Annotated in this window: 22 protein-coding genes, 1 pseudogene and 1 riboswitch; of the genes and pseudogenes, 13 read left to right on the forward strand and 10 right to left on the reverse strand. The window is 61.1% G+C overall.

Going from position 1 to position 26,822, the window contains the following annotated elements:
- The first annotated feature begins 149 nt into the window (after positions 1-149).
- On the forward strand, positions 150-1,145 hold the full coding sequence (locus BT125_RS07400; RefSeq protein ID WP_072405867.1) for an ArsR/SmtB family transcription factor: 996 nt from the start codon (positions 150-152) through the stop codon (positions 1,143-1,145).
- Positions 1,146-1,164: 19 nt separating this feature from the next.
- A complete protein-coding gene (gene metK / locus BT125_RS07405; RefSeq protein WP_072405868.1) occupies positions 1,165-2,355 on the forward strand; it encodes a methionine adenosyltransferase in 1,191 nt (396 codons plus the stop codon).
- A gap of 129 nt (positions 2,356-2,484) precedes the next feature.
- Here the strand turns inward: metK and BT125_RS07410 are convergent, their stop codons facing one another.
- Positions 2,485-3,105: a LysE family translocator gene (locus BT125_RS07410; protein WP_072405869.1), complete on the reverse strand. Its 621-nt coding sequence runs from the start codon at positions 3,103-3,105 to the stop codon at positions 2,485-2,487.
- A 206-nt stretch (positions 3,106-3,311) separates the two neighbouring features.
- Here BT125_RS07410 and ligB point away from each other — a divergent pair, with 206 nt between their 5' ends.
- Both ligB and BT125_RS07420 read left to right on the forward strand, forming a co-directional pair.
- Complete coding sequence (gene ligB, locus BT125_RS07415) at positions 3,312-4,991, forward strand: NAD-dependent DNA ligase LigB (protein ID WP_072405870.1); 1,680 nt, start codon at positions 3,312-3,314, stop codon at positions 4,989-4,991.
- A gap of 91 nt (positions 4,992-5,082) precedes the next feature.
- Entirely contained in the window at positions 5,083-5,478 is a 396-nt protein-coding gene (locus BT125_RS07420; RefSeq protein ID WP_060740242.1) for a DUF1090 domain-containing protein, read from the forward strand.
- Between the two features lie 45 nt (positions 5,479-5,523).
- On the opposite strand, the gene BT125_RS07425 is transcribed toward BT125_RS07420, so the two are convergent.
- Positions 5,524-5,973: a c-type cytochrome gene (locus BT125_RS07425; RefSeq protein ID WP_060740241.1), complete on the reverse strand. Its 450-nt coding sequence runs from the start codon at positions 5,971-5,973 to the stop codon at positions 5,524-5,526.
- 125 nt (positions 5,974-6,098) lie between these two features.
- Here BT125_RS07425 and BT125_RS07430 point away from each other — a divergent pair, with 125 nt between their 5' ends.
- Positions 6,099-7,286 (forward strand): murein transglycosylase A, encoded by a 1,188-nt coding sequence (locus BT125_RS07430; protein WP_072405871.1) that lies wholly within the window; start codon positions 6,099-6,101, stop codon positions 7,284-7,286.
- A gap of 151 nt (positions 7,287-7,437) precedes the next feature.
- Here BT125_RS07430 and BT125_RS07435 read toward each other — a convergent pair whose 3' ends face one another.
- Entirely contained in the window at positions 7,438-7,821 is a 384-nt protein-coding gene (locus tag BT125_RS07435) for an MAPEG family protein (protein WP_072405872.1), read from the reverse strand.
- 49 nt (positions 7,822-7,870) lie between these two features.
- Complete coding sequence (locus BT125_RS07440) at positions 7,871-8,704, reverse strand: EamA family transporter (RefSeq protein ID WP_072405873.1); 834 nt, start codon at positions 8,702-8,704, stop codon at positions 7,871-7,873.
- Positions 8,705-9,005: 301 nt separating this feature from the next.
- Here BT125_RS07440 and BT125_RS07445 point away from each other — a divergent pair, with 301 nt between their 5' ends.
- Positions 9,006-10,166, forward strand: coding sequence for an MFS transporter (locus tag BT125_RS07445; protein WP_072405874.1), 1,161 nt, complete (start codon positions 9,006-9,008; stop codon positions 10,164-10,166).
- Between the two features lie 45 nt (positions 10,167-10,211).
- Here the strand turns inward: BT125_RS07445 and BT125_RS07450 are convergent, their stop codons facing one another.
- Together BT125_RS07450 and BT125_RS07455 are read right to left on the reverse strand one after the other, a co-directional pair.
- A complete protein-coding gene (locus BT125_RS07450) occupies positions 10,212-11,093 on the reverse strand; it encodes a formate/nitrite transporter family protein (RefSeq protein WP_072405875.1) in 882 nt (293 codons plus the stop codon).
- 252 nt (positions 11,094-11,345) lie between these two features.
- The gene (locus tag BT125_RS07455; RefSeq protein ID WP_072346269.1) at positions 11,346-11,747 is read right to left on the reverse strand and encodes an acyl-CoA thioesterase; all 402 of its coding nucleotides are present in this window, start codon (positions 11,745-11,747) and stop codon (positions 11,346-11,348) included.
- Positions 11,748-11,938: 191 nt separating this feature from the next.
- Positions 11,939-12,045, forward strand: a riboswitch (S-adenosyl-L-homocysteine riboswitch).
- Between the two features lie 23 nt (positions 12,046-12,068).
- Between BT125_RS07455 and ahcY the strand changes: the two genes are divergently transcribed.
- The 5 genes and pseudogenes from ahcY (at position 12,069) to BT125_RS07480 (ending at position 18,690) form a co-directional block, all read left to right on the forward strand.
- Positions 12,069-13,478: an adenosylhomocysteinase gene (gene ahcY, locus BT125_RS07460; RefSeq protein WP_072405876.1), complete on the forward strand. Its 1,410-nt coding sequence runs from the start codon at positions 12,069-12,071 to the stop codon at positions 13,476-13,478.
- Positions 13,479-13,643: 165 nt separating this feature from the next.
- The gene (gene metF / locus BT125_RS07465) at positions 13,644-14,489 is read left to right on the forward strand and encodes a methylenetetrahydrofolate reductase [NAD(P)H] (RefSeq protein ID WP_072405877.1); all 846 of its coding nucleotides are present in this window, start codon (positions 13,644-13,646) and stop codon (positions 14,487-14,489) included.
- Between the two features lie 83 nt (positions 14,490-14,572).
- Positions 14,573-15,655, forward strand: coding sequence for a hypothetical protein (locus tag BT125_RS07470; RefSeq protein ID WP_072405878.1), 1,083 nt, complete (start codon positions 14,573-14,575; stop codon positions 15,653-15,655).
- Positions 15,656-15,779: 124 nt separating this feature from the next.
- Positions 15,780-16,587 (forward strand): annotated as a pseudogene (locus tag BT125_RS07475) (substrate-binding periplasmic protein); the annotation flags it as partial.
- 234 nt (positions 16,588-16,821) lie between these two features.
- Positions 16,822-18,690 carry an RNA helicase RhlE2 gene (locus BT125_RS07480; protein WP_072405880.1) on the forward strand — a complete coding sequence of 623 codons (1,869 nt, stop codon included), beginning with the start codon at positions 16,822-16,824 and terminating at the stop codon, positions 18,688-18,690.
- Positions 18,691-18,944: 254 nt separating this feature from the next.
- On the opposite strand, the gene BT125_RS07485 is transcribed toward BT125_RS07480, so the two are convergent.
- The 3 genes from BT125_RS07485 to BT125_RS07500 form a co-directional block, all read right to left on the reverse strand.
- A complete protein-coding gene (locus BT125_RS07485; protein WP_072405881.1) occupies positions 18,945-19,541 on the reverse strand; it encodes a YceI family protein in 597 nt (198 codons plus the stop codon).
- A gap of 32 nt (positions 19,542-19,573) precedes the next feature.
- Positions 19,574-20,125 carry a cytochrome b gene (locus tag BT125_RS07490; RefSeq protein ID WP_072405882.1) on the reverse strand — a complete coding sequence of 184 codons (552 nt, stop codon included), beginning with the start codon at positions 20,123-20,125 and terminating at the stop codon, positions 19,574-19,576.
- 1,595 nt (positions 20,126-21,720) lie between these two features.
- Complete coding sequence (locus BT125_RS07500) at positions 21,721-23,478, reverse strand: flavin monoamine oxidase family protein (RefSeq protein ID WP_072405883.1); 1,758 nt, start codon at positions 23,476-23,478, stop codon at positions 21,721-21,723.
- Positions 23,479-23,702: 224 nt separating this feature from the next.
- Between BT125_RS07500 and BT125_RS07505 the strand changes: the two genes are divergently transcribed.
- Both BT125_RS07505 and BT125_RS07510 read left to right on the forward strand, forming a co-directional pair.
- The gene (locus BT125_RS07505) at positions 23,703-25,109 is read left to right on the forward strand and encodes an adenosylmethionine--8-amino-7-oxononanoate transaminase (RefSeq protein ID WP_072405884.1); all 1,407 of its coding nucleotides are present in this window, start codon (positions 23,703-23,705) and stop codon (positions 25,107-25,109) included.
- Positions 25,110-25,212: 103 nt separating this feature from the next.
- Positions 25,213-25,932, forward strand: a complete 720-nt coding sequence (locus BT125_RS07510) for a 16S rRNA (uracil(1498)-N(3))-methyltransferase (RefSeq protein ID WP_072405885.1) — start codon at positions 25,213-25,215, stop codon at positions 25,930-25,932.
- Between the two features lie 137 nt (positions 25,933-26,069).
- Here BT125_RS07510 and BT125_RS07515 read toward each other — a convergent pair whose 3' ends face one another.
- The gene (locus BT125_RS07515) at positions 26,070-26,687 is read right to left on the reverse strand and encodes a PAQR family membrane homeostasis protein TrhA (RefSeq protein WP_060740225.1); all 618 of its coding nucleotides are present in this window, start codon (positions 26,685-26,687) and stop codon (positions 26,070-26,072) included.
- Positions 26,688-26,822 lie beyond the last annotated feature (135 nt).

Here is a 26,822-nt window from a genome sequence, read left to right on the forward strand (position 1 = left end):
ATGGCCTGTAGAGTCAAGCACGGATCGGGAAGTGCCATTTATCATCCAATATCAAAACTTTTTGATATTGAACTTGCGATGATCCAAACCCCTCACTAGACTGCCCCACTGAAACGGACCGCCCCACTAGTGAAACAGACGGCCCCACTATGAACCTGCCCGCGCCCTCCATTCGCCACGACGACTGCGATGAGCTGGCGGCCCTTTGCAAGGCCGGCGGCGATCCGTTGCGGCTCAATGTATTGCGCGCCCTGGCCAACGATTCGTTCGGCGTGCTGGAACTGGCGCAGATCTTCGGCATCGGCCAGTCCGGCATGAGTCACCACCTCAAGGTCCTGGCCCAGGCCGACCTGGTGGCGACCCGCCGGGAAGGCAACGCCATTTTCTATCGCCGCGCCCTACCCCATACCGATCTGCTGGGCGGCAAGCTGCACGCGGCGCTGCTGGACGAAGTGGACGCACTGAGCCTGCCGACCGACGTGCAGGCTCGCATCGCCCAGGTTCACGGACAACGGGCGGCCGCCAGCCAGGACTTCTTCGCACGGGTCGCCGAGAAGTTTCGCGCCCAGCAAGACCTGATCGCCGGCTTGCCGCAATACCGTGAAAGCGTGGTGGCGCTGCTCGACAAATTGAGCTTCGAGCCTGCGGCCACGGCGATCGAAGTCGGCCCCGGCGATGGCGCCTTTCTGCCGGAGCTGGCGCGACGTTTCAGCCAGGTGACGGCGCTGGACAACAGCCCGGCCATGCTCGAGCTGGCGCGCCAGGTGTGTGAGCGCGAGGCTCTGGCTAACGTGCGCCTGCAACTGGCCGATGCACTGGATGGCATGAGCCTGCAGGCCGACTGCGTGGTATTGAACATGGTGCTGCATCATTTCGCCGCGCCGGCCGATGCACTCAAGCACATGGCCCGCCTGCTGCAACCGGGCGGCAGCCTGCTGGTGACCGAGTTATGCAGCCACAACCAGAGCTGGGCCAGGGAAGCCTGCGGCGACCTCTGGCTCGGCTTTGAACAGGACGACCTGGCCCGCTGGGCCACCGCAGCGGGCCTCGTGCCCGGGGAAAGCCTCTATGTAGGCTTACGTAATGGTTTCCAGATCCAGGTTCGCCACTTTCAGCGACCCACTGGCGACACTCACCAACGGTAACTTGTAGGAAAACATCGAGATGAGCGAATACTCCCTTTTCACCTCCGAGTCCGTGTCTGAAGGGCATCCGGACAAAATCGCCGACCAGATTTCTGATGCGGTGCTGGACGCCATCATTGCTGAAGACAAGTTCGCCCGCGTGGCGTGCGAGACTCTGGTGAAAACGGGCGTGGCGATCATCGCTGGCGAAGTCACCACGTCGGCCTGGGTCGACCTGGAGCAGATCGTTCGCGACGTCATCCTGGGCATCGGCTACAACAGCTCCGACGTCGGCTTCGACGGCGCGACCTGCGGCGTGATGAATATCATCGGCAAGCAGTCCCCGGACATCAACCAGGGCGTTGATCGGGCCAAGCCAGAAGACCAGGGCGCAGGCGACCAGGGCCTGATGTTCGGCTACGCCAGCAACGAGACCGATGTGCTGATGCCGGCCCCGATCACCTTCTCGCACCAGTTGGTTAAACGCCAGGCCGAAGCCCGTAAATCCGGCCTGCTGCCGTGGCTGCGCCCGGACGCCAAGTCCCAGGTGACCTGCCGTTACGAAGGCGGCAAGGTGGTCGGTATCGACGCCGTCGTCCTGTCGACCCAGCACAACCCTGAGGTGTCCTATAAAGACCTGCGCGAAGGCGTGATGGAACTGATCGTCAAGCACGTGCTGCCTGCCGAGTTGCTGTCCAAGGACACCCAGTTCCACATCAACCCGACCGGCCAGTTCATCATCGGCGGCCCGGTGGGCGACTGCGGCCTGACCGGTCGCAAGATCATCGTCGACAGCTACGGCGGCATGGCCCGTCATGGCGGTGGCGCGTTCTCCGGCAAGGACCCTTCCAAGGTTGACCGCTCGGCCGCTTACGCCGGTCGTTATGTCGCCAAGAACATCGTGGCCGCCGGTCTGGCCGAGCGCTGCGAAATCCAAGTGTCCTACGCCATTGGCGTCGCCCAGCCTACGTCGATCTCGCTGAACACCTTCGGCACCGGCAAGATCGGCGATGACAAGATCATCAACCTGGTACGCGAAGTGTTCGACCTGCGTCCATACGCTATCACCACCATGCTCGACCTGCTGCACCCGATGTACCAGGACACCGCCGCCTATGGTCACTTCGGTCGTACGCCAGAGACCAAGACCGTCGATGGCGATACCTTCACCACGTTCACCTGGGAAAAGACCGACCGCGCGGACGCCCTGCGCGCCGCTGCCGGCCTGTAACACCCGCGTGTAATGAAAAGCCCCTGGCGACTGGGTCGCCAGGGGCTTTTTTATCAAAAAATCAAAGCCAGGCACCGCCCCTGTGGCGAGGAGACCATGCCTCCGGTGCCAACAGGGACCTCAGAGAGTCTAGGTCCGCCGTGCCACCAGCAAAAACGAAGCCGCACTGGCGAGCAGTCCCGCACACATCCGATTGAACAGGCGTTTGCCACTGGGCCGGGCGAACAGCCGCCGCGCGTAAATGCCCATGTAGCAATACAACCCGATGGCGATGCACTCCAGCGCCAGGAACAAGCCACCCAGCACGGCGAATTGTTGGGTGACGATACCTGTGCGGTCGACGAATTGCGGCAGAAACGCAGTGAACAACAAAATTGCCTTCGGATTGCCAATGGCCACCAGGAACTCCTGGCGCGCCAGGCCGGCCCGGGTCATCGATACGAGCCCGGCTTCGCTGTCGGCCTCGGGCTGGGCCCGCCACAACTGCACGGCCAGATAGAACAGGTAACCGGCACCGACGAGCTTGATCCCCAGGAACAGCAGCTCCGATGTGTGCAACACGGCGGTGAGCCCCACCGCCGCCAGGGCGATCATGATCGCAAACGCCAGCAACCGACCGATGCCGCCGCTGCACGCCCGGACGAAGCCATAACGCGAGGCGTTACTGATGGAGAGCAGGTTGTTCGGCCCCGGCGCCATGTTCAGCGCAAAGCAGGCCGGAATGAAAACAGCGAGTGTCGGCAGGTCCATTCGGGCGTTCCAGGCAAAGGTGGATCGAAGGCTCATTCTGCACCGGTCATTGAGGGGTTCAAGGGACAGTTGCGTGGCGAAATCGCGCAGGACTGTACCGCCGCGACTTTGCCACCAGGCGCCGCAAAATCCGGTAACGCTCCACCCCTCGCAACAGCCGGGACGCTGACTAGCCTTCAGAGACTCAACCGAGCAAGGATGCTTCGATGCCCCCGTTCCTCTATGCCCTCGCCTGTCTCGCATTCATGGCCCTCCCCGCGGTAGCGGTAGCCACACCCTGCCCCGACTGGCCCGCTGAACGGGCCCGGGCGGAGATTGCCACGCTGCAACAACAAATCGACACCTGGGACGACCGTTACCACCGCCTCGGCCAGTCGCTGGTGGCCGATGAGCTTTATGATCAATCCCGTACACAGCTGAGCCAATGGCGCCGCTGCTTCAATCTCGCGGCACCCGACGCCCCCCTGCGCTCAGCGGGCGGAAAGGTACGTCACCCCGTCGTCCATACCGGCCTGGAAAAACTGAAGGACGCCGACGCCGTGAATGCCTGGCTGCTTGCTCGAGAGGACGTCTGGGCGCAACCGAAAGTCGATGGCGTGGCGGTCTCCCTGGTTTACCGCAAAGGTCGCCTGCATCAAGCGATCAGCCGTGGCGATGGTGTCCTGGGGCATGACTGGACCGCGAGTGCGCACCAGATCGGCGCCATCGCGCAGCGACTGCGCCAGCCCGCGGATCTGGTCGTCCAGGGCGAGTTGTATTGGCGCCTGGACGCCCATGTCCAAGCCAGCCGCGGCAGCCTGAACGCCCGCGCAACCGTGGCGGGTTTGATGGCGCGCAACAATTTGACGGCGCAGGAGGCATCCTCCATCGGTCTGTTTGTCTGGGACTGGCCTGAAGGGCCCGGCACCCTGCCCGAGCGGATGGCCGCGCTGAATGCGCTGGGTTTCGCTGACACCCGCGACTACAACCAGCCTGTCCGGACGCTGAGGGATGCCGAGCGGTGGCGCGACCGCTGGTATCGCACGCCGCTGCCCTTCGCCAGCGACGGGATCGTCCTGCGCCAGAGCCGCCGTCCACCGGCCGAACGCTGGCAGGCCAGGGCGCCGTTCTGGAGCGTGGCCTGGAAATACCCGTATGCCCAGGCCCTGGCCGAAGTGCGCAAGGTGCGCTTCAAGGTCGGGCGTACCGGGCGCATCACCCCCGTGCTGGAACTTGAACCGACCCTGCTCGACGACCGGCGGGTTCGCCGGGTCAGCGTCAGCTCTCTCAAGCGCTGGGAGGAAATGGACATCCGCCCCGGCGATCGGGTCGCCATCAGCCTGGCCGGGCTGACCATTCCACGACTCGACGAGGTGGTGCTGCGCAGCCTTGAGCGCCAGGACGTCAATGCCCCCGCGGCAAGCGATCACCACTTCTTGAGTTGCTGGCAAGCGACGCCCGGCTGCGAAAGCCAATTCCTCGCACGCCTGAACTGGCTCAGCGGCAAACACGGGCTCGCCCTGCCCCATGTCGGCCCCGGCACCTGGGAAAAGCTCCTCGCTGCCGGCAGGCTTCACGGATTGTTGGATTGGTTGACCCTCGATGCCGCCGAGCTTGCTAACATTGACGGCTTCGGCGAACGCACCAGCGCCCGCTTGCTCGCCAGCTTCGACAGCGCCCGGCAACGCCCTTTCGGGCAATGGCTCAAGGCCTTGGGCCTGCCACCCATTGGTGAGGCCCGGTTGGAAGAGCCGTGGCCGGCGCTGGCCGAGCGCAGCACCGAACAATGGCAAGCCGAAGTCGGCATCGGGCCGGGACGCGCCGCGCAATTGAGCGCCTTTTTTCGCGACCCGCAGGTGTTGGCCTTGAGTGACGTATTACGCTCCGCCGGGGTCGACGGTTTTTAATCCGCCCCCCGTGCGGTTGAACCCCAGGGGCGAACATGCGTTCCAACAGCGCATCTGTACCGACCGCTCGCGATTTTTTTACGGAGTTGCTATGAATTTCCTGTCCCCCGTTGCCCTGCTGGTCTTATGCAGCGCCATGGCCGCCCCTTTGCTGGCGGACGAGCAAACCCCGGAACTCACTGGCTGCGCGGCCAAGCGCCAGGGCATCATCAACCAGATCGAACTGGCCAAGTCCCGTGGCAACCAGGACCAGCAGGCAGGCCTGGAAACCGCGTTGAGTGAAGTCACCACCCATTGCACCGATGCGTCCTTGCGCAAGGAACGTGAAAACAAGGTGCTCGATGCCAAGCACGAGGTCAGCCGGCGTCAGGCCGACCTGGAAAAGGCCATGAAGAAAGGCGATGCCGAACGGATCAACAAACGCAAGGACAAGCTGGCAACCTCCCGCAAGGAATTGCAGGAAGCGGTGGATGAGTTGGATAAGTGAACGTTGAAAAGATCGCAGGCTTCGCCTGCGATCTTTCAAGGCAAGTCAATAATCCCGAAACTCTTTATGACAGGCACTGCACGCATCTTCGACCTTCTGCACCGCCGGCCCCAGGTAACTGGCCCTGTACGGTTGGACTTTGCTGGCGGTCACCAACTCACCGGTGGCCGCTTCAAGGTTGCGGGCCAGTTCCTGGAAGCGCGCCTGTTTTTGCCAGACGTCATCCCGGGCGCTGGTGTGATCTTGCTCGCGCACTTGGGGGAAGTGCTTCCAGGGCTCATGGGACAATTGGTCCAGTTGCGCCGCGCCCTCGGCGAAACGCGCGCCGTCAAACGGGACTCGGCCGCGCAACATGCCACCCAGCTCTTCATTGGTCTTGAGCATCTGCTTGAAAATCGTCTTGCGCTGGCCCAGGGGAGAATTGGGATCGACGCCGCCACAAGCGGACAACATCAGGCAGGCCAGCACGGCCATGGAAAATCGTTTTACAAACATCTTGGCCTCGGGGCAGGAAACGGCGGTTAGTATCCTCGGGTCATCGGTAAAGACCAATGGCCCTATCAACAATACGGGTTGTTCGAGCGCCTGACAGCGCCCGAATGGCTGCAAAGGAAATCTTCATGAACAGCCGCATCAAGCCCTGGCACAAAGGCCTGGCATTGACCCTACCGCTGATGGCACTGTTGGCCGGTTGCAACCGCGGCGAAAAGGTCGAAGAACCTCAGACCCACGCCCTCGCCACCTATGTCAGCGCCCCCTGGGAGGCGTTGCCGGCGGTGTCCGATGCAGATCTGCTGGCCGGTTTCGGTTCCTGGCGCAGCGCGTGCACCCGGCTCAAGGCCGATGCGACCTGGGGCCCGACCTGTGCGGCAGCGGCCAATGTGCCGCAAACCCCACAGGATGTACGCAACTTCCTGAAACAGAACCTGGACGTCTATGGCCTGCGTTCGGGGGACAACAGCCCCAACGGCCTGATTACCGGCTATTATGAGCCGGTCTACCCCGGCAGCCTCACCCAGACCACCACGGCGAATGTCCCGGTCTACGGTGTACCGGAGGACATGATCATCGTGTCGCTGGACAGCCTCTACCCTGAGCTCAAGGGCAAACGCCTGCGCGGCCGCCTCGAAGGCCGGGTGCTCAAGCCGTACGACGACGCGGCCACCATCGAAACCAATGGCGTGAAGGCGCCGGTCATTGCCTGGCTGACCGACCCCATGAACCTGCAATTCCTGCAAATCCAGGGTTCGGGACGCATTCAGTTGGCTGATGGCCGCCAACTGCGCATCGGTTATGCCGACCAGAACGGCCATCCTTACCGCCCCATCGGACGCTGGCTGGTCGAACAAGGCGAACTCAAGAAAGAAGACGTGACCATGGGCACCATCAGTGCCTGGGCCAAGGCCAACCCGAACCGCATTCCCGAATTGCTCGGCAGCAATCCCAGCTACGTGTTCTTCAACCGCAACCCCGACAGCAACGAAGGCCCGCGAGGTTCGCTGAATGTACCGCTGACCGCCGGCTACAGCGTGGCGGTGGACCGCAAGGTGATTCCGCTGGGCAGCCTGTTGTGGTTATCCACCACTCGCCCCGACGGCAGCGCCTTGAACCGCCCCGTCGCCGCCCAGGACACTGGCGGTGCGATTACCGGCGAAGTGCGGGCGGACCTGTTCTGGGGCACGGGCGAGGCCGCAGGGCAGTTGGCCGGGGACATGAAGCAACAGGGACAGATTTGGATGCTCTGGCCCAAGGGCATGGCGTTGCCGCAAGTGCCGCAGGTGGCGAATGCGGTGACCGCCAATCCTTGAGAGATGTGTTGATTGTCCCGGCCCCATCGCGAGCAAGCTCCCCACAGTTGATCTCCAGTGGACACATATCTTGTGTGCAGCTAGATCCAATGTGGGAGCGAGCTTGCTCGCGATAGGGCCAGTACAGACGCCGACGATTCAGCCGCCAGGCTCAAATCGAAACAAAGAAGAAACTCAAGACCAGCCCCACCCCCACGAACCATACCAGCGAACGCAGAATCGCCCAGTCCGCCAGATAGCAAATGATGTAGAGCAGGCGGCTGGTGATGAACAGCACCGCCAGCACGTTGATGGTGACCAGTTCGGCGTTGCCGGCCAGGTGCGCGACGATCACGGCGGCGGCAAAAAACGGGCTGATTTCAAAGCTGTTCAGTTGCGCTGCGTAGGCACGCCGGGGAGCGCCTTCGAGTGAATCGAGAAAGTCCCGGGGATCGTGATTATCCTGCAACCGGTATTTCCCACCGGCCTTGGCGATCCCGATACACAGATAAGGCAGGAGAAAAGCAATCAACACACACCACAGAGCAACCGTCATACCGCACTTCCTTTTTGAGTTTTATAGAGAATCGAGCGCCAAGCGCCGGTCAGGCTTTCATCACCAGCATGCCGATCAGCACCAGTGCGCAGGCTAAGAGCCGCGGCCGGCCAAAAGGTTCTTTCAGGTAGCGCATGCCGAACAGCACCACCAGGATCACGCTGATCTCCCGCAGCGCCGCCGCTTCGGCGATCGAACCCAGTTGCATGGCCCATAGCACCAGAGCGTAGCTGAACAATACGCAGAATCCGATCGCCAACCCCAGCCGCCACTGTTCGTGCCAGAACCGCATGAACGCCGCCCGTTTGCTCACCAACGCCAGCAAGGGGAAGGGCCAGGCGCTGAGCAGCGTGACCCAGACCAGGTAATCCAGCGGATGGGACCAACGCCGCAGGGCATGGCCATCGATAAAGGTGTAGCAACCGATGCACAGGCCGATCAACGCCACCACCGGCAGCATCGACCAGGGCAGCCGGTCGCCGCCACCGCCCTGCCACAACAGGCAAAGCATGCCGAACGGGATCAGCAAAATACCGATGACCTGCTGGGTCGTCAGCGCTTCGCCAGCGAAAATAAACGTCAGGGCCAGCACCACCAGCGGCGACAGGCCGCGCATCAGTGGATAGACCAACCCCAGGTCACCAACCCGATAAGCCTGGATCAGCAAATAACGGTACAACAGCTCGAACGCCGCCGAGGCCAGGATCCACGGCCAGATCTCTAACGGCGGCAATGCCACGAAACCCAGGGCCAACGCGACGAACAGCAGGGCGACGCTGTCCATGCACGCCACCACCAGCAAACGCTCACCACTGAATTTGATCAGCGTATTCCACGCCGCATGCAACAGCGCCGCTACCAACACCAAGGCCGTCGCAAGCACGGCACGCTCCTTGTCTTGTCCCTCCGCCCGTAGGCGCTGCCGAAGGCTGCGATCTTTTGATCTTTCACGCCAGACACAATTGTCAGTGGAAAGATCGCAGCCGCGTTGTAACTCGACAGCTCCTACGATCAGCGGGCTCATGAATTGATTCGCTATCGTTTATACTTCAAGCCGATCACGCCGCACTCAGTTGCGCATACCCTAATTCCAATAATCTCGCGGTTGTCCCGTTCACTCGAATAGGGCGCCGGCATGCGTATGCCTGACCCGCGCGTCAAGACTACAGACAGAGACCCTGCGCATGCCACTCGCCTTGCTTGCTTTGGCCGTTGCCGCTTTTGGCATCGGCACGACTGAATTCGTCATCATGGGGCTGTTGCCCGATGTCGCCCGGGACCTGGCCGTGAGTATTCCCCAGGCCGGGCTGCTGATCACCGGCTACGCCCTGGGCGTGGTGTTCGGCGCACCGATCCTGGCAATCGGCACCGCCAACATGCCGCGCAAGGCGACGCTGCTGGGCATGACGCTGATGTTCATCCTCGGCAACGTGCTCTGTGCCCTGGCGCCGAACTACGCCACGCTGATGGCCGCCCGGGTCATTACTGCGCTGTGCCACGGAGCATTCTTTGGCATTGGTTCGGTGGTGGCCGCCGGGCTGGTGGCGCCGAATAAACGGGCCCAGGCGATTGCCATGATGTTCACCGGCCTGACCCTGGCCAACGTGCTGGGTGTCCCGTTGGGCACGGCCCTGGGTCAATACGCCGGCTGGCGTTCGACCTTCTGGGCGGTCTCGATCATCGGCGTGATCGCGGCCATTGCCCAATGGATCTGGCTGCCCAAGGACATTCCCATGGACAAAGCCAACCTGGCCAGCGAGTTCAAGGTCCTGGGCAAGGTCAACGTGTTGCTCGCCCTGGGCATGAGCGTACTGGCCTCCACCAGCCTGTTCAGCGTGTTCACCTACATCGCACCCATCCTGCAAGACATCACCGGCGTCAGCCCCCACGGCATCACCGTCATGCTGCTGTTGTTCGGCGTCGGCCTGACGGCGGGTAGCTTCCTCGGCGGACGCCTGGCCGACCGGCGCCTGCTGCCCTCGCTGGTGGGCATGGCGCTGGCCGTGGTACTGGTGCTCGCCGCGTTCAGCCAAACCAGCCAATCGGTGATTCCGGCGGCGATCACCCTGGTGTTGTGGGGTATTTTCGCCTTTGCCCTGTGCCCGATCCTGCAACTGCTGATCATCGATCAGGCCCATGAAGCGCCGAACCTTGGCTCGACCCTGAACCAGAGCGCCTTCAACCTCGGCAACGCGGCTGGTGCTTGGATGGGTGGGTTGGTGGTGGCCAGTGGGGCTGACCTGGCGGACTTACCATGGACCGGGGCAGCTGTCGGCGGCCTGACGACGTTGACAGCGTTGTTCTATATCTATCGACAACGGCGCTTGGCGGCAGTCGCTGTTTAAGAACGCTTTCAGTCATCGCCTGAGCACCTGCGCTCAGGCTCCCCTCTACTCCGCGTCGATGCGCTGCCTTGCCGCTTTGGCAGAATTATCCTTGGGCAGGCCTACTTCGCTGCGAATCTGCGCATGACTGATCAAGGCAAAGATAAAGCTCCCGCCGACAATATTGCCCGCCAACGTCGGCCCAGCGAACACCATCCAGAAGTCCTCCCACGACAACTGCCCGGCAAAGACCAGATACGACACTTCGGCCGAGCCGACGACAATGTGGGTGAAGTCCCCAAGCGCCATCAGATAGGTGATGAGAATGATGATCCACATCTTGGCGCTTTCCATGGAGGGAATCATCCAGACCATGGTGGCGATCATCCAGCCGGAAATGATGCCTTTGGCGAACATCTGGCCGGTGTCGTTCTCCATGACCTTGCGGCCGATCTCCAGGAAGGCCTGGTCGGTGCGCGGGTCGAAAATGGGCAGATGCAGCATCACGTAGGCCACCAGCAAAGTGCCGCACAGGTTGCCCACCAGTACCACCCCCCAAAGCCGCAACAACCGACCGAAGTTGCCCAGCGTGGGTTTGCTCATGATCGGTAGCACGGCGGTCAGGGTGTTTTCGGTGAACAGTTGCTGGCGGGCCAGAATCACCGCGAGAAAGCCGGCGCAGTAACCGAAACTGGCGATCACCTTGAAGCCCTCGTGATCCGGCAGCCGAGAGTTGAGCAAACCCATCGCCATCAGCGACAACCCCATGGTCAGTCCCGCCGCCAGGGCCGACCACCAGAGCGCGGCGATACTGCGCTCCAGCTCCAGATTGCCCTGGGTGCGGATGATTTCATGTAACACGGCCGCCCGCGGCGGCTGGTTACGGTCGACTTCGTGCTGCTCCTGAGCCGAAAGGTCTGGGGTCTTGCCGTCTTTATGAGTGTCCATGCAACTCCTGAACCCGTGGCGTGATATACCTACGACACGCGGCGTTCAGAGCTGTTCAGTGGCACCCCAAACACAAGATGCGGGAACGAGCTTGCTCGCGGTAGCGGTGGGTCGGTTTGCATCGGTGTTGAATGTGCAATCGTCATCGCGAGCAAGCTCGCTCCCACAGGGGAGTTGGCGGCAAACCTGAATCTGACCTCACCGCAGCCCCCTTGTGGGAGCGAGCTTGCTTGCGATGACAGCGCGCCGATCTCACTCGACGACATCATCCTTGAACTGATCCTTGACGTACTTGATCTCGGTCCGGCCATGGGGCGCGGGCAGGCCGTCTTCGCCGAGGTTGACGAAGACCATTTTCTCCACGGTCAGGATGCTCTTGCGGGTGATTTTGTTGCGCACCTCGCAGGTCAGCGTGATGGAGGTGCGGCCAAACTCGGTGGCGGTGATGCCCAGCTCGATGATGTCGCCCTGGCGCGAAGCGCTGACGAAATTGATTTCCGAGATGTACTTGGTGACCACGCGCTGGTTGCCCAGCTGGACAATGGCGTAGATCGCCGCCTCCTCGTCGATCCAGCGCAACAGGCTGCCGCCGAACAGCGTGCCGTTGGGGTTGAGGTCTTCGGGCTTGACCCATTTGCGGGTGTGGAAATTCATGTTCACTCCTGAGCGTCTGGCCGATGAATGCCTGCATCATGGCAGACCAGGCTGCCCGGCTCTACGTCGCGGCCCCTATGACGGTCATCGGCAATTTCGATTTGCCGACAGAAACCCTTTTGGAAGATCCGATTAGCCCGTTATAATCGCCCCCGCTTTACCCGGTCCACACGCTGGATCGTTCCCGCCACCTGTCCGAGGGGCGCTGCAGCAGGCTCGACCTGTCAGGCTCGGATGGGGCGTTGTTTGTACGGGCCTGCCCGCACGAACACTAAACGCACAACGGCGCCCATTCGCATACATTACGAATGGAGGCTCTTCATGAGCGCTGTTATCACGCCTGCAGCTTTTACCGATTACAAAGTCGCCGACATGTCCCTGGCGGCCTGGGGTCGTCGCGAAATCATCATCGCCGAATCCGAAATGCCAGCCCTGATGGGTCTGCGTCGCAAGTACTCTGGCGAACAGCCATTGAAGGGCGCAAAAATCCTCGGCTGCATCCACATGACCATCCAGACCGCCGTGCTGATCGAAACCCTGGTTGCCCTGGGTGCCGAAGTGCGCTGGTCGTCCTGCAACATCTTCTCGACCCAGGACCAGGCCGCTGCCGCCATTGCCGCCGCCGGCATCCCGGTATTCGCCTGGAAAGGCGAGACCGAGCAAGAGTACGAGTGGTGCCTGGAGCAAACCATCCTCAAGGATGGCCAGCCATGGGACACCAACATGATCCTCGACGACGGCGGCGACCTGACCGAGTTGCTGCACAAGAAATACCCGGCCGTGTTGGAAAAAGTCCACGGCGTGACCGAAGAAACCACCACCGGCGTCCACCGCCTGTTGGACATGCTGGCCAAGGGCGAGCTGAAAATCCCGGCCATCAACGTCAATGACTCGGTGACCAAGAGCAAGAACGACAACAAGTATGGCTGCCGTCACAGCCTCAACGACGCCATCAAGCGCGGCACCGACCACCTGTTGTCGGGCAAGCAGGCGCTGGTGATCGGCTACGGTGACGTGGGCAAGGGTTCGTCCCAGTCCCTGCGCCAGGAAGGCATGATCGTCAAAGTGTCGGAAGTCGACCCGATCTGCGCCATGCAAGCCTGCATGGACGGTTTCGAGCTGGTTTCGCCGTTCATCGACGGGATCAACGACGGCACCGAAGCCAGCATCGACAAAGCACTGCTGGGCAAGATCGACCTGATCGTGACCACCACCGGCAACGTCAATGTCTGCGATGCCAACATGCTCAAGGCCTTGAAAAAGCGCGCCGTGGTCTGCAACATCGGTCACTTCGATAACGAAATCGACACCGCTTTCATGCGCAAGAACTGGGCATGGGAAGAAGTGAAGCCGCAGGTTCACAAGGTGCACCGCACCGGCACCGGCAGCTTCGACCCACAGAACGACGACTACCTGATCCTGCTGGCCGAAGGCCGCCTGGTCAATCTGGGCAACGCCACCGGTCACCCAAGCCGCATCATGGACGGTTCGTTCGCCAACCAGGTCCTGGCCCAGATCTTCCTGTTCGGCCAGAAATACGCCGACCTGTCGCCGGCCCAGAAAGCCGAGCGCCTGACCGTGGAAGTACTGCCCAAGAAACTCGACGAAGAAGTGGCCCTGGAAATGGTCCGCGGTTTCGGCGGCGTGGTCACCAAGCTGACCAAGCAACAGGCTGACTACATCGGCGTCACCGTCGAAGGCCCGTTCAAGCCGCACGCTTACCGCTACTGATCGGCGCGGCTCCCTGTGGGAGCGAGCTTGCTCGCGATGCAGACACCTCGGCCTAACTGCCGTACCGGGGCGATGGCAATCGCGAGCAAGCTCGCTCCCACATAAGCCCTCCCCCACCAGGGATATGCAAGCCTCACCGGCCTACGAGTTTCCAAGGATATGACCATGTCCCAAGACCGTCGCTACAGCTTCGAGTTCTTCCCGACGAAGACCGATGCTGGGCATGAAAAACTGATCGCCACTGCCCGCCAGTTGGCCAGCTACAACCCCGACTTCTTCTCCTGCACCTATGGCGCCGGCGGTTCGACCCGTGATCGCACCCTGAACACCGTGTTGCAGCTCGAAAGCGAAGTCAAAATTCCTGCGGCCCCTCACCTGTCCTGCGTCGGTGACAGTAAGGACGACCTGCGCAGTCTGTTGACCCAGTACAAGGCGGCCGGCATCAAGCGCATCGTTGCCCTGCGTGGCGACCTGCCGTCGGGCATGGGCATGGCCAGCGGTGAGCTGCGCCACGCCAACGAACTGGTGAGCTTCATTCGTGAGGAAACCGGCGAACATTTCCACGTCGAAGTGGCTGCGTATCCGGAAATGCACCCGCAAGCGCGCAACTTCGAAGACGATCTTCGCAATTTCGTGCGCAAAGCCAATGCTGGCGCCAACAGTGCCATCACCCAGTATTTCTTCAACGCCGACAGCTATTTCTACTTCGTCGAACGTATCCGCAAGCTGGGCGTCGACATTCCTGTCGTGCCAGGGATCATGCCGATCACCAACTACAGCAAGCTGGCGCGCTTCTCCGACGCATGCGGTGCAGAAATCCCACGCTGGATCCGCAAACAACTGGAAGCCTACGGCGATGACACCTCAAGCATCCAAAGCTTCGGCGAGGAAGTCATCACACAAATGTGTGAGCGTTTGTTGCAGGGCGGCGCACCGGGGCTGCATTTCTATACCCTTAACCAGGCCGAGCCCAGCCTCGCGATATGGAACAACCTCAAGCTGCCGCGCTGATTGACTTAATGCGGTGGTACAAAGAGGCCTTGGCGAAAACCAAGGCCTTTTTTTATACACAGACATCTGGAGGATCGCAGTAGATGCCCAATGGTCACAGGCTAACGACCCCACAACTCATTTATCTGGTCTACGGGGCCGAAACCTATCACCAGGAAGCGTTGTTCAGCATCGCCAGCGCGTTGGCCGGTCTGCGCAAGACACCGGACGAAGCCTTGGATATCCAGGTGTTCACCGACAATCCCGCACCGTACGCCGGGCTGCCGGTGCGTTTGCGCCCGTTGGACAATGAAACCCGCCAGGCCTGGATCGAACCCCACGGGTATCACTTCCGTGCCAAGCACGTGGTGATGCAGAAAGTGCTCAAAGAAGCCGAAGTGGCGCTGCTGATCGACACCGACACTTTTTTCCATTGCTCCCCCCTCGAACTGTTTCGCCGCGTCCAGCCCGGCACGTTGCTGTGCAATGCCTTAGGCCTGACGTATGGCGCCAACAAGGACGCCGGGCTTTACCTGACACTGGCCGACACACTGCGCCAGCGGCAGCTGGCGGACGACGACATGCCCTTGCTGAACTCCGGGGTGATTGGTCTCAACTGTGTCGATGCGTCAGTCCTGGATCGCTCGATCGCCCTGATGGATGAGCTGTATCCGCTGGCGAAGGGTGCCTACACGCTGGAAGAATTCTGCCTTTCGGTAGCGGCCTATCGCTCGGTGCGGGTGCGCGAGTGTCCAGACCTGATCCACCACTACTGGAGCCGCAAGCAGCTGTTCCGCGCCAAGACCAAAGCCTGGCTCGACAAACACGGTGCCGCACCAACTTGCCACCAAGCCCTGGATGAAACCAGCCAAGTCACCGCTACCCTGCCTCGGCCGCCGGCCTTCCAACGCCTGGCCTATAAGTTCATCACCCTGGGGCTGCCCAGCCATAAACGCCAGTTCATGCGCGAGATCCTCTATGGCTGCTACCGCCATACCAACGAGTTCGACCAGGCCTGCGCCCCGGTCTGGTGGGAAAAAGCCCTGGAGAACGTCGAACATCGTCTGGAAAAATCGCTGCAGGACCATGAACTCAAACGCTGGCTCGATCATCCGCTGATTCGTCTCGTGCTGGGTGAGCGCCGCGAAGCCATCTATGCGCACCTGATGCAGGCAAAAGGCAACTAGTGGCCTGCGTGGTTAGTTCGTCAGTTCGAATTCGCAGAAGTTGACTCACTAACCAAACAGGCCACCAGGGCACAGGCCAGAGCGCTCTAGCTATTTGATGAGCTCTCGTCGTAACCTCAGGCCCATGCCCGTCATTGCCCAACTGCTGACCACCCTTCTTCTCTTGTGCCTGAGCGTGACCGCCCAGGCCGAAAAGTTGCGCATTGTCACCGAACCCTGGGCGCCTTATGTCTACGAAGAGAACGGCAAGATGCTCGGCCTGGATTATGAAACCACGGCCATTGTGTTCAAGCGCCTGGGCATTGATGTGGAATGGCAGTTCCTGCCCTGGAAGCGGTGCCTGGCGATGCTGGAACAAGGGTTGGCGGACGGGGCGCTGGACATTTTCCACAGCGATGAGCGCGATGCCCTGTTGCTTTACCCCAGCGAACCGCTGTCGGACGTGGAATTCGTGATGTTCTACGCCAACGCCCGCCCCCATCCGTTTCGCACGCTCGACGACTTGGGCGGCCTGACCGTTGGCACGTCGCCCGGTTACCTGTACAGCCAGGCCTTCAGCGAGTCGACCCTGTTCAAACGTGAAGCGGCGCCCACCCACGAAGCCAACTTCGGCAAGTTGCAACTGGGCCGGATCGACCTGCTCATCACCGACCGCAGGGTCGGCCGACATGTACTCGAACAAATGCAGTTGGGCGATCAGATCACCGAAAACCCGGTGGTGGTGAGCCGTCAAAGCCAATACCTGGCGGTGCGGCGCAATGCCGGGATGGATTTGCTGGTGCAGCGCTTCGGTGCCGAACTCAAGCGTTTCAAGCGCGAACCAGCCTATGTCGAACTGAGCGCCCGCTACGGCGCAGGCACTCTGACCAAGGCCACCTCGCCCAGCCGGGCCAGCGCTGAAATGAACCGTTGAGCAGCAGGAAAGCGGCGCGGGGCGTTTGCTCTGTTATACTCCGGCCTTCCCGCCAGGCTCACGCCCGGACGCCCGGTCTTGCAAAAGGCATCCCGACACCGCTACAGCGCAGCCTACAGCCCGCGCGAGCCTTGTCCGGACCCGCCTTCGAGGCCCGGCAGGACCGGACGGGATGACGTCTTTTGGTTGAACGTCATTCGCGCCCGGCAAGACTATCCCATTGGGCCAGGCCCTCACTAAAACAGGATTACTCATGTCCTTTGCTTCCCTCGGTCTCTCCGAGGCTTTAGTCGGCGCCATCGAAGCCGCCGGCTATACCCAGCCTACCCCGGTGCAACAGCGGGCCATTCCCGCCGTGTTGCAAGGTCGCGACCTGATGGTCGCGGCGCAGACAGGCACTGGTAAAACCGGTGGTTTCGCCCTTCCGATCCTGGAGCGGTTGTTTCCCAACGGTCACCCAGACAAATCCCAGCGTCATGGCCCGCGCCAACCGCGCGTACTGGTCCTGACCCCCACCCGCGAACTGGCGGCCCAGGTACACGAGAGCTTCAAGGTCTACGCTCGCGACCTGAAGTTCGTCAGCGCCTGCATTTTTGGCGGCGTCGGCATGAACCCCCAGGTCCAGGCCATGTCCCGTGGCGTCGATGTACTGGTGGCCTGCCCCGGTCGCCTGCTGGACCTGGCCGGCCAGGGCAGCGTCGATTTGTCCCACGTTGAAATCCTCGTGCTGGACGAAGCCGACCGCATGCTCGACATGGGCTTCGTCCATGACGTGAAGAAAGTTCTCGCCCGCCTGCCCGCCAAGCGCCAGAACCTGCTGTTTTCGGCGACGTTCTCCAAGGACATCACCGACCTGGCCGGCAAGCTGCTGCACAACCCGGAGCGCATCGAAGTCACGCCGCCGAACACCACGGTCGAGCGTATCGAGCAGCGTGTGTTCCGCCTGGCGGCCAGCCACAAGCGTGCCCTGCTGGCGCACCTGATTACCGCCGGCGCCTGGGAACAGGTCCTGGTCTTCACCCGTACCAAGCACGGCGCCAACCGCCTGGCCGAGTACCTGGACAAGCACGGCCTGCCAGCCGTGGCGATCCACGGCAACAAGAGCCAGAACGCCCGCACCAAGGCCCTGGCCGACTTCAAGGCCGGCGAAGTGCGCATCCTCGTGGCCACCGACATCGCGGCCCGTGGCCTGGACATCGACCAGTTGCCCCACGTGGTCAACTTCGAGCTGCCGAACGTGGATGAAGATTACGTTCACCGTATCGGCCGTACCGGCCGGGCCGGTCGTTCGGGCGAAGCGATCTCGCTGGTCGCGCCGGACGAAGAAAAGCTGCTCAAAAGCATCGAGCGCATGACCAAGCAGAAAATTGCCGACGGCGACCTGATGGGCTTCGATGCCAGTACCATCGAAGCCGAGAAGCCTGAAGTACGCGAACGTCCGGATGTGCGTAATCCGCGCAATGCCCGTGGCCCCCGGGGCGACGGCCCGAACGGCGGCGGTGGCGGCGGCGGTCGCAAAGACAAAGGCAAGGACAAGGGCAAGGAAAAATCGGCCAGCAACAGCAATGGCCGTGGCGAACGCCCTGCCCGCGAGCAGAAGCCCCGCGAAGGCACCCCAGCCCGTGAGCAGCAGCGCCCGGCTCCGCGCGCCGCAGCCGATCGTGCCCCGGACGAGTTCCTGGATGACGATGTCGATAACTTCGGTAACCGCGTCGACTACGTGCCGCAGCAGAAACCGGCACAGGGCCGCGGTCGCCGTCCGGGTGCCCCGGCACAGGGCGCAGGTGCAGGCGCTCCGCGCAGTGGCCAGCCACAAGGTCGTCAGAACGGTCCGCGCAACAGCAACGGCTCGTCTACCGGCACACCTCCGGCCAAGCGCAGCGGCCCACGCAACGGCGCCCCGCGTGACGGTCAGGCCCGCCGCGACGACACCCGCCCGCGCCGCCCGGCCCGTGACGACCAGCCTCGCCAGGAACCCGCCGTGCAGGCCCCGCGTGGCAACCAGCCAAAGATCATGCACAAGGAGTCAAAAGCCGACCGCTTCCCGACACCTGAACAGCTGGATCAACTGCCAAGCCGTCCACGGGGCGAGAAACCAGCATTGCTGACGCGCAATCGCTGAGTTTTTCCAAGCCGTGAAAAAGCCCCGGGTCTCGCGACCCGGGGCTTTTTTGTTTAGGCATCACTAACTTAAATGTGGGAGCGGGCTTGCTCGCGAATGCGGTGTATCAGGCAATATTTTATCGACTGACCCACCGCATTCGCGAGCAAGCCCGCTCCCACACAGGGCGCTGCGCTGTTTGTTTGATTTTCATGTGGTAATAAAAAACGCCCCAGGTCCTGAGACCAGGGGCGTTTTTTTGTCAGGCGCGAAGGTTACTTCGCTTTGACACCTTCAAACGAGACGTACAGTTCGACCGCGTCGGAGGTTGGACCCAGGTCTTTCTGCTTGCCGAAGTCCGAACGCTTGATGCTGGTGGTGCCTTCGAAACCAGCACGGTAGCCGCCCCACGGGTCCTTGCCTTCACCCAGGAAGGTAGCCTTGACCACGACCGGCTTGGTCACGCCCAGCAGGGTCAGGTCACCGGTCACATCGGCGGTTTCCTTGCCATCAGCGTTCTTGCCAGTAGGCTTGACGCTGGTGGAAACGAAGGTGGCCTTGCCGAATTTGCTGGCGTTCAGGAAGTCAGCGCTGGCGATGTGCTTGTCGCGCTCGGCGTGGTTGGTAAACACACTGGCGGTATTCACGTTGAACTCGATCTTGCTGGCTTCAGGCTTGGCGGCGTCAAAGCTGAACTTGCCGTCGATGTCCTTGAAGGTACCGGTGATGTAGCTATAGCCCAGGTGGCTGATCTTGAAGTCGACGAAGGCGTGCTGGCCTTCCTTGTCGACGACGTAGTCGGCAGCCATGGCCTGGCCGGCAGACAGCAGGGCAGAACCGATTGCCAGGGCGGCGAGCGTCTTTTTCAACATGCTTTCTATTCCTTTGGAGTCGAGGTTGAACATCAGGCTTGGCGCCCCAGCATGCGCTTGAGGGTCGCGTCACGGTCGATAAAGTGGTGTTTCAATGCTGCCAACGCATGAAGGCCGGAAAAAATGACCAGCGCCCATGCCAGGTAGAAGTGGATCTCACCGGCGACGTCTGCCTGATCGGGCAGTCCGGACACCAGCGCGGGTACTTCAAACAGGCCAAATACCGGTATCCCGACACCGTCTGCGGTGGAAATCAGGTAACCGGCAATCATCACGGCAAACAACCCGAGATACAGTGCGCTATGGCCAAGCTTGGCGCCGACGCGGGTCAGGCGGCCATAGGTTGGCAGGGTCGGCGGTGGCGGGCTGACAAACCGCCAGACCACCCGCAGCAACATGACCGCCAGCAGCACCAGGCCAATGCTCTTGTGCAGGTCCGGCGCGTCTTTGCGCCAGGTGCTGTAGTAATCCAGGCCGACCATCCACAGCCCCAGGGCGAACAACCCGTACACCACCAGCGCAACGCCCCAGTGCACAGCGATACTGACCCAGCCATAGCGAGAAGAAGAGTTGCGAAGCTGCATTGCTCATATCCTGTAAAAACTGCGATCAAGACTAGCGAGTTATCTATCGATTTAAAGCGGAAATTTTCGCTTTGAAATATCGAGAAATACGATCATCAGTCTGGAGGGGGTGGGTTAAGGAAAGATTAAAGGGGAAACGGTGGTGATGGCGAGGGGTACAGGCAGCCGTGGGGTGCCTGCAAGGACCTCATCGCCAGCACGCTCGCTCCAACAGAAGACAGCGTCGGAATCGTCACCATCGCCCAACTATTTTTTCCATACAATATATATGTATCGCTATTTCCGCTTCTCCTCTTGATCAAATGGGCGTTCAACAACTATTGAACGAGGTGAAGCATGGCTGTTCCTTACACCCCATTTCGAGCCAACGGCTCGCCGCTACTTCCGCCCAATCAAACAATGGCGCCGGGGCAGTTTCTTCAGTCCCCAAACGGAAAATTTCGACTGATATTGCAGGCTGATGGGAATTTGGTTATCAAGGACGGCGGTGCTGTCGTCTGGATTGCAGATAGCAATCAAAGGTATAGCACAACTCTGCATCCAAAAAAGAATGCGGGAGCCTCTGCAGTTTGTAATTGCCAATAGTGGTTTTCTTTATGATCCATCCAGAAGACGGGTATGGATTGCTGAAAGTAGCCATAGCAGGGACAAGTCGCTTTGGTACAACGCTTGTATGGTCATTCAGGATGACGGCAACCTGGTCATCCATGACAGGCGAACGGGAAAGCTATGCTGGGCTCGCTTTGCCTTCGTCCCGGGACGTATGTCCAAGCCAAAGCGGGTCAAAATTTTATTTGAGGACTTTGAAATTAAAACTTGGTCATTTTCACTGCCGCCTCTCTAGAGTCACTTATTGACGCACTCAGGCCTGTAAGGATCCATGTCGCACCTATAAACTAATTGTGGATCGTGCTTTTTCAGCACCATACGACCATCAGCAGTGCAACCACTGATACCGAATACTGCCCATAGCATTAAAACTGCTATCAACTTCATATTAACTCCAGCTTTTACGAGGTGAAAATTTTGAATAATTAGTTTAGCGAGCACTCAGACTCATATGGATCGATGGAGCATTTGTGTGCTAACTGCGGATCTCTTTTTGGAATCATTGGAATTTTCAAAGGATCCCGGCATTCGCCATACACACATCCTTACATCGAAGCCAATACGACCACTGCCATTAGTATTTCATACGCTTCTGTTTTTTGGAGGAGCCTAGACTTATGGTTTGGTAAGCGCTATCGCCTGCTTCCGGTTAAAGGGTGGGAAGTTTCCGATATATCGCCGAGGCGTGTAGGACGTCGCGCTTATCAAGCGGCGCCGATACGCTTGATGCGGGATAAAAAAACGCGGCCCTTGGGCCCATGTGGTTCATTTGAGAAAAATAATGGAGCTGTGGCGAGGGAGCTTGCTCCCGCTCGGCTGCGAAGCAGTCGTAAACCGGCGGGTGCGATGTATCTGATGCTCCGCATTTGGCAGGTTTTGGGGCCGCTTCGCGGCCCAGCGGGAGCAAGCTCCCTCGCCACGGTTTTTTCGATCACCTCAAGTGAACAGCATTGGGTCCTTGAGCCGCGCTTTTTTCCACCTGATCGTTACTGAGCCGTCGTCTCAGTAGTCGCCGCCGGCTTGGTGGCGGGTTTCTTCACCGGTTCAGTTTTTTTCACCGGAGCCTTGGCCGGTGTTTTTTTAGCCGGTGCCTTGGCAGCTGGTTTTTTTGCTGCCGGTTTGGTCGTTGCTTTCTTGGCTGGCTCAACCTTCGCCGGGACCGGCGCGGGAGGTTCCACTGGTGCCGGCGCTGGGGCGGGTGCCGGCACTGGAGCAGGCGCTACCGGCTCGGGTGCCTTGGCTGGCTCCGGCTTCTTGTCGTCATCCGAACCGCCGAACAGGTTGCTGAAGAAGTTGCCCTTCTTCGCAGCCACCGCACCGGCAGCTGCCGCAGTGGCAGCCGGTGCCACTTTGGCCGGTTCGAACGACTTGCCGGCCGCCAGGTCTTCAACCTGGCTGGCCGCCCGCTGGCCGCTGCGCAACGCGCCTTCCAGGGTGCCCGGATACAGGGTGTCGGTGTGTTCGCCGGCAAAGGCTACACGCTGCAACGGTTTTTCCCACAGACGCCAGTACTTGCTGATCTGGCCCGGGCCAAAGGCCAGGTACGCGCCGCCCGTGGACGGGTCGGTGCTGTAGCGGCGGATTTCATAGCCGGTGAACGCGCCACGGGCCTGTGGATAAAACGCGTGCAGACGGATCAGCACCTGATCGACCATCTGCTTGTCGCCGAAGGCTTGCATCACCCGGGCGTTGTCGCCGGACAGGTTGATGACCACGTTGGCGCCGCCCTTCATGGCCGGCTCGATCCACATCATGCCCAGGCCGGCGTTGCTGTAGATTTCGCCCGACATGCGTGCCTTGCTGTCCCAGACGGGGGTCTTGAACTTGAGCATGATCTGGTCGCGCCAACCGTAGTTGGTGCCCTTGATCGCGCCTTGATGCTGGGCGTCCAGGGCCGGGGTCAACTGGATCTTGTTCAGTGCCCGCAACGGCACCGCCAGCACCACGTAGTCAGCCTGGTAACCCACGCTGCCAACCTTGACGGTCACGCCGTCCTTGTCCTGGGAGATGGCCGACACCGGCGAGTTGGTCTTGATGGTTTTCAGTTGCTTGACGAACGCCTGGGCCAGTACCGGACTACCGCCCAGCAGGCGCGAGGCTCGCAGGTCGCGGTCGGAAACGCCACGATAGACGCGGTTCTGCTGAGCGAAATACAGCAGCGACAGGCGCGACGGCTCGTCATAACGGGTGCGAATCTCTTGGTTCACCAACTGACGCGCCGTGGCCGGCAGCTGCAGACGGTCGAGCCAGTTGGAGACGGTGATCTGGTCCAGGGCGTGCAACGTGTTGTTGGCCGCCGGGTTCTGCGGGTCTTCGATGGAGCGCGCCAGGTCGTCCAGGGTGGTTTCGTAACGCTTGAGGGCTTCGGCGGTGGCCGGCTGCTTGGTCGCCAGGTCGGCGGCGGTGAAGTAGGTGCCGTCGATCAGGTAGCTGGGGGTACGCACGAATTCCGGGGCCGGCGTGGTGCTCAGCTTGAAGGTCGAGACGTACTTGTTCAGTACCGGCTGCGTCTTCTCATTGCCGATCCACTCGCTGGTGGCCATGCCCGAGCGACCGCCCAGGTCCGGCTTGGCCTCCAGCAGCGTCACGGCCCAGCCTTTGTTCTGCAGCTCATAGGCCGCGGTGAGCCCCGCCAGGCCGCCGCCGATGACGATGGCCGTCGGTTGTTTGTCCTTGGCCAGCGCCGAAACGCTGAACAGCCCCATCATCACCAGCGCACAGGCGCGCAGCCAACCAGCAGACATTCAACGAACTCCGGAGTAAACGTAGGTAGTTTCAGTTTTTCGAGCCAGACAGCTCAGAAGAGCCGCGAAGAATACGACAGCCATCAAAGCGCCGCCAGCGGCGTCTATCGCCTCGCTCAAAGTAGCGCCAACGACACAATGGGTTGTCCCCAGGGCCGCCATTGCATAGGCTTGCGCGATTGTTTTGCCCGCGCCCGCCGCGAGCCGCCTCGAGGAGACTGTAAATGGGCCTGAATAACCAGTGGATGCAACGCGACCTCGCGGTGCTGTGGCATCCCTGCACCCAGATGAAAGATCACGAACAGCTGCCGCTGATCCCCATCAAGCGCGGTGAAGGCGTGTGGCTGGAAGATTTCGAAGGCAAGCGCTACCTCGATGCCGTCAGTTCCTGGTGGGTCAACGTGTTCGGCCACGCCAACCCGCGCATCAACCAGCGCATCAAGGACCAGGTCGATCAGTTGGAGCATGTGATCCTGGCCGGCTTCAGCCATCAGCCCGTGATCGAACTGTCCGAGCGCCTGGTGAAGATGACGCCCGAGGGCCTGACCCGATGCTTCTATGCCGATAACGGCTCGTCCTGCATCGAAGTGGCGATGAAGATGAGCTTCCACTACTGGATCAATCGCGGCCGGCCGGACAAGAAGCGCTTCGTCACCCTGAGCAACAGCTACCACGGCGAAACCATCGCGGCGATGTCAGTGGGCGATGTGCCGTTGTTCACTGAAACCTACAAAGCGTTGCTGCTGGACACGATCAAGGTGCCGAGCCCCGACTGCTACCACCGTCCCGAAGGCATGGGCTGGGAAGAACATTCGCGCAACCTGTTCGCCGCCATGGAGCAGACCCTGGCCGAGCACCACGACACGGTGGCGGCAGTGATCGTCGAGCCGCTGATCCAGGGTGCCGGTGGCATGCGCATGTACCACCCGGTGTACCTGAAGTTATTGCGCGAGGCGTGCGACCGCTATGGCGTGCACCTGATCCATGACGAAATCGCCGTCGGCTTTGGCCGCACCGGGACGATGTTCGCTTGTGAGCAGGCCGGCATCACACCGGATTTTCTCTGTCTGTCCAAGGCCCTGACCGGCGGCTACCTGCCTCTGGCGGCGTGCGTGACCACCGACGAGGTCTACAGTGCGTTCTACGACGACTACCCGACCTTGCGCGCCTTCCTGCACTCCCACAGCTACACCGGCAACCCGCTGGCCTGCGCGGCGGCCCTGGCGACGCTGGACATCTTCGAAGAAGACAACGTCATCGCAAACAACCAGGCCCTGGCCCAGCGCATGGCCAGCGCCACCGCGCACCTGGCCGATCACCCGAACGTCGCCGAAGTGCGCCAGACCGGCATGGTGCTGGCCATCGAGATGGTCAAGGACAAGGCCAGCAAAACCGCGTATCCGTGGCAGGAACGGCGTGGCCTGGCGGTGTTCCAGCATGCCCTGGAGCGCGGCGCGTTGCTGCGGCCGTTGGGTAGCGTGGTGTATTTCCTGCCGCCGTATGTCATCACCCCCGAGCAGATCGACTTCCTTGCCGAGGTGGCCAGTGAAGGCATCGACATCGCCACCCGGGACAAGGTCAGCGTGGCGGTGCCGAAGGACTTTCACCCAGGCTATCGCGATCCGGGCTGAACCTCGGTCTTCTTGTTGGAACACTATTGTGGCGAGGGGATTTATCCCCTCGCCACAGGTGCCGGGAGCATCCATAGCACCGTTAACTTTTCAGAGATTCGACATGAGACTGTCCCGCTTCTTCATCGACGCCCCCCTGAGCCTCGGCGACCACGAACTGCCTGAAGCCCAGGCCCACTACATCGGTCGGGTGCTGCGCATGGCCGAGGGCGATGCGGTGCAGGTGTTCGATGGCTCCGGTCAGGAGTTTCGCGGCACGTTGGCCGAAGTCGGCAAAAAACGCGTGCGGGTGCAGTTGGACGAGCAGTTCGCCGGACAACTTGAATCGCCGTTGCGCATCCACCTCGGCCAGGGCCTGTCCCGAGGCGAGCGCATGGATTGGGCGATCCAGAAAGCCACGGAGCTGGGGGTCAGCGAGATCACGCCGATTTTCAGCGAACGTTGCGAAGTGCGCCTCAAGGACGAACGCGCCGACAAGCGCCTGCTGCACTGGCGCCAGGTGGCGATCAGTGCTTGCGAGCAGTGCGGGCGCTCGACCGTGCCGGTGATTCATCCGCCGCTGCTGCTGACTGACTGGTTGAAGCAGGCCGAGGCCGAACTGAAGCTGGTACTGCACCCGGTGGCCGAGCCACTGGTCAGTCATGAAAAACCGTCGACCCTGGCCTTCCTGATCGGTCCCGAAGGCGGGTTGTCGGATGCCGAAGTCGAGCAGGCCAAGACCGCCGGCTACCAGGCCGCCCGCCTCGGCCCACGCGTGCTGCGCACCGAAACCGCGCCGGTGGTGGCCCTGGCCGTGGCGCAGCAATTGTGGGGGGATTTCTAGTGTCCTGCGGATGCTGAAGACCAAATGTGGGAGCGGGCTTGCTCGCGAAGACGGAGTGTCAGCCAATATCTATGCCGGCTGATACACCGCTTTCGCGAGCAAGCCCGCTCCCACAGTAGTTTGGTGGTGGTCATGAGTTAGAGCACATAAAACAGAATCGCCACGAAGTGCAGCAGGCTGCCGGCGATCACGAACAGATGCCAGATGCCGTGGGCGTGGCGCAACCGATGGTCAAGGGCGAAAAAGATGATACCGACGGTGTACAACACACCGCCCGAGGCCAACCAGGCGAACCCGGTGCTGCCCAGGGCCGCCAGCAAGGGCTTGACCGCCACCAGCACGATCCAGCCCATCACGGCGTAGATCACGATCGACAGGATCCGCGCTTCGGAACGCGGCTTGATTTCCTGCAAGATACCAATCACGGCCAGCCCCCAGACGATCCCGAACAACGTCCAGCCCCACGGCCCGCGCAGGGTCACCAGGCAGAACGGGGTATAGCTGCCGGCGATCAACAGGTAGATCGAAAAATGATCGACCTTCTGCATGATTTCCTTTTTGCGTCCGCGCACGCTGTGATAAACCGTCGAAGCGCTGTACAGCACCAACAAGGTGAACCCGTAGATCGCCACGCTGACGATCTTCCACGGATCGCCCGCCATCCCGGCGATCACCAGCAACCACACCGCGCCGATAAACGCCGCCACCGCCCCCACCAGGTGCGTCCAGGCGTTGAGTCGTTCCCCGTGATACATCCAATACCACCTCACATTTAGAAACAGGTGCCCAGGCTCAGGCTTGGCGCAGCAAAGTGCAATGGTTTGCTGCTACCCCTCTGAGCCCACCACTGATTAACTCCTCCAAAAAGAGTCGATTGGGGCACAATCAAA

It is taken from the genome of Pseudomonas sp. NFACC04-2 (genome assembly GCF_900119265.1).
GTDB lineage: Bacteria > Pseudomonadota > Gammaproteobacteria > Pseudomonadales > Pseudomonadaceae > Aquipseudomonas > Aquipseudomonas fluorescens_AA.